The 4,032-nt window shown below is 71.3% G+C and carries 6 protein-coding genes; 2 read left to right on the plus strand and 4 right to left on the minus strand.

The window, feature by feature from the left end:
• Window positions 1-697, minus strand: a 697-nt coding sequence (locus I53_RS11210) for a lytic murein transglycosylase (RefSeq protein WP_043350538.1), incomplete at its 3' end; no start/stop codon positions are given.
• 171 nt (window positions 698-868) lie between these two features.
• Between I53_RS11210 and I53_RS11215 the strand changes: the two genes are divergently transcribed.
• A complete protein-coding gene (locus I53_RS11215; protein WP_083936036.1) occupies window positions 869-1,210 on the plus strand; it encodes a carboxymuconolactone decarboxylase family protein in 342 nt (113 codons plus the stop codon).
• 50 nt (window positions 1,211-1,260) lie between these two features.
• Here I53_RS11215 and I53_RS11220 read toward each other — a convergent pair whose 3' ends face one another.
• Window positions 1,261-1,914 (minus strand): TetR family transcriptional regulator, encoded by a 654-nt coding sequence (locus tag I53_RS11220; protein ID WP_043350541.1) that lies wholly within the window; start codon window positions 1,912-1,914, stop codon window positions 1,261-1,263.
• A 94-nt stretch (window positions 1,915-2,008) separates the two neighbouring features.
• Between I53_RS11220 and I53_RS11225 the strand changes: the two genes are divergently transcribed.
• Entirely contained in the window at window positions 2,009-2,680 is a 672-nt protein-coding gene (locus I53_RS11225) for an O-methyltransferase (RefSeq protein ID WP_043350544.1), read from the plus strand.
• A gap of 73 nt (window positions 2,681-2,753) precedes the next feature.
• Here I53_RS11225 and leuD read toward each other — a convergent pair whose 3' ends face one another.
• Both leuD and I53_RS11235 read right to left on the minus strand, forming a co-directional pair.
• The gene (gene leuD / locus I53_RS11230) at window positions 2,754-3,356 is read right to left on the minus strand and encodes a 3-isopropylmalate dehydratase small subunit (protein WP_043350546.1); all 603 of its coding nucleotides are present in this window, start codon (window positions 3,354-3,356) and stop codon (window positions 2,754-2,756) included.
• 69 nt (window positions 3,357-3,425) lie between these two features.
• On the minus strand, window positions 3,426-4,032 hold a 607-nt coding region (locus tag I53_RS11235; protein WP_043350551.1), incomplete at its 5' end, for a HisA/HisF-related TIM barrel protein.

The raw sequence follows: 4,032 nt of genomic DNA on the forward strand, positions 1-4,032 counted from the left end.
TTCGCGACTGCAGGAAGTTGGCGGTGGACCCGACGGCGTCGGCGACCGAATCGACCACGTCGCGCCGTCCGTCGCCATCGCCGTCCACGGCGAGGCGGTGATAGGTGGTGGGCATGAACTGGGTCTGGCCGAAGGCGCCCGCCCAGGAGCCGGTGAGCCGCTCCGGCGCGATGTCGCCGCGCTCGATGATGCGGAGCGTGGCGATCAGCTCGCCGCGGAAGAAGTCCCGGCGGCGGTTGTTCGAGCAGGCCAGCGTCGCCAGCGACTGGACCAGCGGCATCTTGCCGAGGTTCTTGCCGAAATTCGACTCGACGCCCCAGACCGCCGCGATCGTGTAGCGGTCGACCCCGTAGCGCGCCTCGGCCTGGGCCAGGGCCGCCGCGTGCTGGCGCATGGCGGCCCGCCCGTCCTCGACCCGCTCGTCGTCGACCAGCGCCGCCATGTAGTCCCAGATCGGCGTCTTGAACTCGGGCTGCGCCTGAGACAGCTCGATCACCTTGTCGTCGTAACTGATGCCGCTCGTGGCGGACCGGAAGGTCTGCGCCGAGACGCCCGCCGCGGCGGCCTGCCCTTGGATGCCGGCGAGGCAGCTGTCGAAATCGGCCCGTGCGGGCAGGACTGCCAGCGGCACGACCGCGATCCCAGCGAGCAGCCCGAGCGCGCGCGCTTTCCTCGGTCCCGTCGGGTGCTTCGGCATGCTGGCGATCCTCACGATGCGGGGCGGAGTCTGGGCGCGGATTCAGGCGACATGTGGGTTAACGAAGGGTGAGGAAATCCGCGTCGTCTTGACCACCGCGCCTACCAATCGATAGGTTGGCTCGGAGCCCGCCAGCGAGCGGCGGGCCCTCCGAGGCGGGAGACGAAACGCATGATGAAGGATTGGAATCAGTACGGCGCCGAGCTGGTGAGCACGTTCGGGCGCATCGGCACGGTGAGCCCGGACCTGCTCAAGGCTCATGACCAGCTCGCCGCGGCGGCGCCGACCGAGCGCAAGCTCGACGCGAAGACCCGCGAGCTGATCGCCCTCGCGGTGGCGGTGACGACCCGGTGCGACGGCTGTATCGCCGTCCATTCCGAGGCCGCCCGCAAGGCCGGGGCGAGCAAGGAGGAGGTCGTGGAGGCGCTGGGCGTCGCGGTGGCGCTGAATTCCGGTGCCGCCCTGGTCTACACCGCCCGGGCCTTCGAGGCCTTCACCGGCGAGAACGGCTGAGGCGGCGAACCGCGTCGATCCCGGGCCCTCGCGCGGGCCCGGTGCCGGCTTCAAGACGAGGCGCCCGCCCGGCCCAGGCTCCGCAGGCGGTCCAGGTAGGCGCACAGCATGTCGGCCAGCGCGCCGGCGGAGGCTTCCACGGCGGCCTGCGTCCGCGCCGCCTCCGAGATGCGCTCGCCGACCTCGCCGAGGGTCATCGCGATGATCGCGCCCGCGACCTGCAGATCCGCCTCGGGAACCGCCGGAAGCGCCTCGCGCAGGAAGTCGCGAAACGCCTGCGTGCCGGCCAGCTGCGGCTCCGCGGCCTCGGGCGCATCGCGATAGGCCGGGGCGGCTGCGTCGAGGGCCCGTCGCATCGCCGCCTCCGCGCATTCCGAGCGCACGAAAGCGTGGACCGCGACGCGCAGCCGATCGCCCGGCATCATCGTGCGATCCTGCAGGATGCCGGCGAGGAGGGCCGTCGTGTCCCGCCATTCGTCGCTCTGCAGCTGGAACAGGATCGCCGCCTTGTTGGGGAAGTACTGGTAGAGCGAGCCGATGCTGACGCCGGCGCGCTCGGCGACCCGCGCCGTCGTGAACCGCTCCGCCCCGACCTCCGCCAGAACCTGAGTGGCCGCCTCAAGGATGGCCGCGACGAGGTCGCTGGAGCGCGCCTGCCGGGGCTGCTTTCGCTTGGAAATTCCGAGGCTTGGCCGATCGGGCATGACGTGTGGCTCGGAACGCGAATAGGCGCGGGCAGGGGGCGCCGGTATTCTGCGTCGTGTTCAGTCGAGCACGCAAGACGGAAAGCAAATCGCCATGTCACGCTCAGCTTCTACTCTCGCCGAGCCGCGTATCGCGTCCTTGTTGGACAGTCTCTTCACGCAATCAGAGGCCTCCTCACCCGTGAGCGCCATCGGCGATCTCTCGGCGGACGAGCGGACGCGCCTCATGGGCAGCCGAACCGGCTACCGAGACTTCTACAGCCGGCTCAAGGACATGCCCCTCGCGGTCTCACGGGAGACCGGCCGGCTGCTCTACATGCTCGCCCGGACCCGCCGTGCGCGGACGATCGTCGAGTTCGGCACCTCCTTCGGCCTCTCGACCCTGCACCTCGCCGCGGCCCTGCGCGACAATGGCGGCGGCCGGCTGATCACCTGCGAGTTCGAGCCGTCCAAGGTGGTGCGGGCGCGGGCGAACCTGATGGAGGCCGGGCTGGCGGATCTCGTGGAGTTCCGCGAGGGCGATGCCCTGCAGACCCTCGGCCTCGACCTGCCCGACTCGGTCGACCTGCTGCTCCTCGACGGGGCGAAGGGGCTCTATCCGGAGGTTCTCAGCCTCGTGGAGAGCCGCCTCGGACCGGGCGCCCTGGTGGTCGCCGACAACGCGGACCACAGTCCGGACTACCTGGCGCGCGTGCGCGCGCCGAGCCGCGGCTACCTGTCGGTGCCGTTCGCCGAGGACGTCGAGCTGTCGATGCGGCTCGGGTGAGGCAGGGCCCGGTATCCGGGCCGGACCGGCGGCCGCCTCAGCGCGACCGCCGTCGGGACACTCAGCGGGCCGCTCAGGCCCATTCGCGCTGGGCCAGCTTCTGCTCGTAGGCATCGATCGACGCGGCGCGCGCCAGCGTCAGGCCGATCTCGTCGAGGCCGTTCAGCAGGTTGTGCTTGCGGCCCTCGTCGATGTCGAAATGCAGGGTGCCGCCGTCCGGCCCCCGGATGGTCTGCGCCGCCAGATCGATCGACAGGGTGGCGTTCGCGCCGCGCTCGGCATCCTCGAACAGCTTCTCCAGGTCCTCGGGGGACACGACGATCGCCAGGATGCCGTTCTTGGCGCAGTTGTTGAAGAAGATGTCCGCGAAGCTCGTGGAGATCACGCAGCGGATGCCGAAATCGGCCAGCGCCCAGGGCGCGTGCTCGCGGGACGAGCCGCAGCCGAAATTGTCCCCGCACACCAGGATCTTGCTGTTCCGGTAGGCGGGCTGGTTGAGGATGAAGTCCGGGTTCTCGGAGCCGTCCTCGCGGTAGCGCATCTCGGCGAACAGGCTCTTGCCGAGCCCGGTCCGCCGGATCGTCTTCAGGTACTTGGCCGGGATGATCCGGTCGGTATCGACGTTGATCGTCCGCAGGGGCGCCGCGACGCCCTCCAGGGTCGTGAACTTTTCCATCGTCTGACGGCTCGTGTCGGTGGTCTCTCTGTCGCGCGGTTTAGCAGCCGCAGGCCCGGGCCGGAAGCATCACGCGAGGTCGGGTGCCGTCGCCCGGGACAGGGTGCCGTCGTGGAGGGCGGAGGCGACCAAAGCCCCGGCGATCCCGGCCGCCCGCAACGCCCGCAGGTCGTCCGGGCCGCGCACGCCGCCCGCCGCGTAGAGGCGGCGATCCGGCGCCCGCACCCGCAGGGCCCCCAGGGCCGCGAGGTCCGGGCCGGCCCCGGCCCCGACCTGCGCCAGCGTCATGGCGATCACCTCCGGCGGCCAGAGCGACGGATCGTCGTGGAGCGCCGCCGGGCCGAGCCGCTCCGCCCCGCGGGTGTCGAGGGAGAACACCGCCCGGTCGCCGAGCCGCGTCACGAGGCCGGCATCCGCCTGGCTCTCGCTGCCGATCACCGGACGCCCGAGGCCGGCGACCAGGAACGCCGCGACGCCCGCAGGCTCGGCGAAGCCGGCATCGACCCACAGGGCGATTCCCGGGCAGGCACGGGCAATCGCCTCCAAGGCGCGGAGGTCGGGCGCGGCGCGATCCATGATCGCGTCGAGGTCGGCAACGTAAAGGATCCCGGCGGGCCACTCATCGACCAGCCCGCGGGCCACCGCGGTCGGCGCCGAGCCCTTTGCCAAGGGCGTC

The sequence above is a fragment of the Methylobacterium sp. B1 genome, assembly GCF_000333255.1.
Classification (GTDB): Bacteria; Pseudomonadota; Alphaproteobacteria; order Rhizobiales; family Beijerinckiaceae; genus Methylobacterium; species Methylobacterium fujisawaense.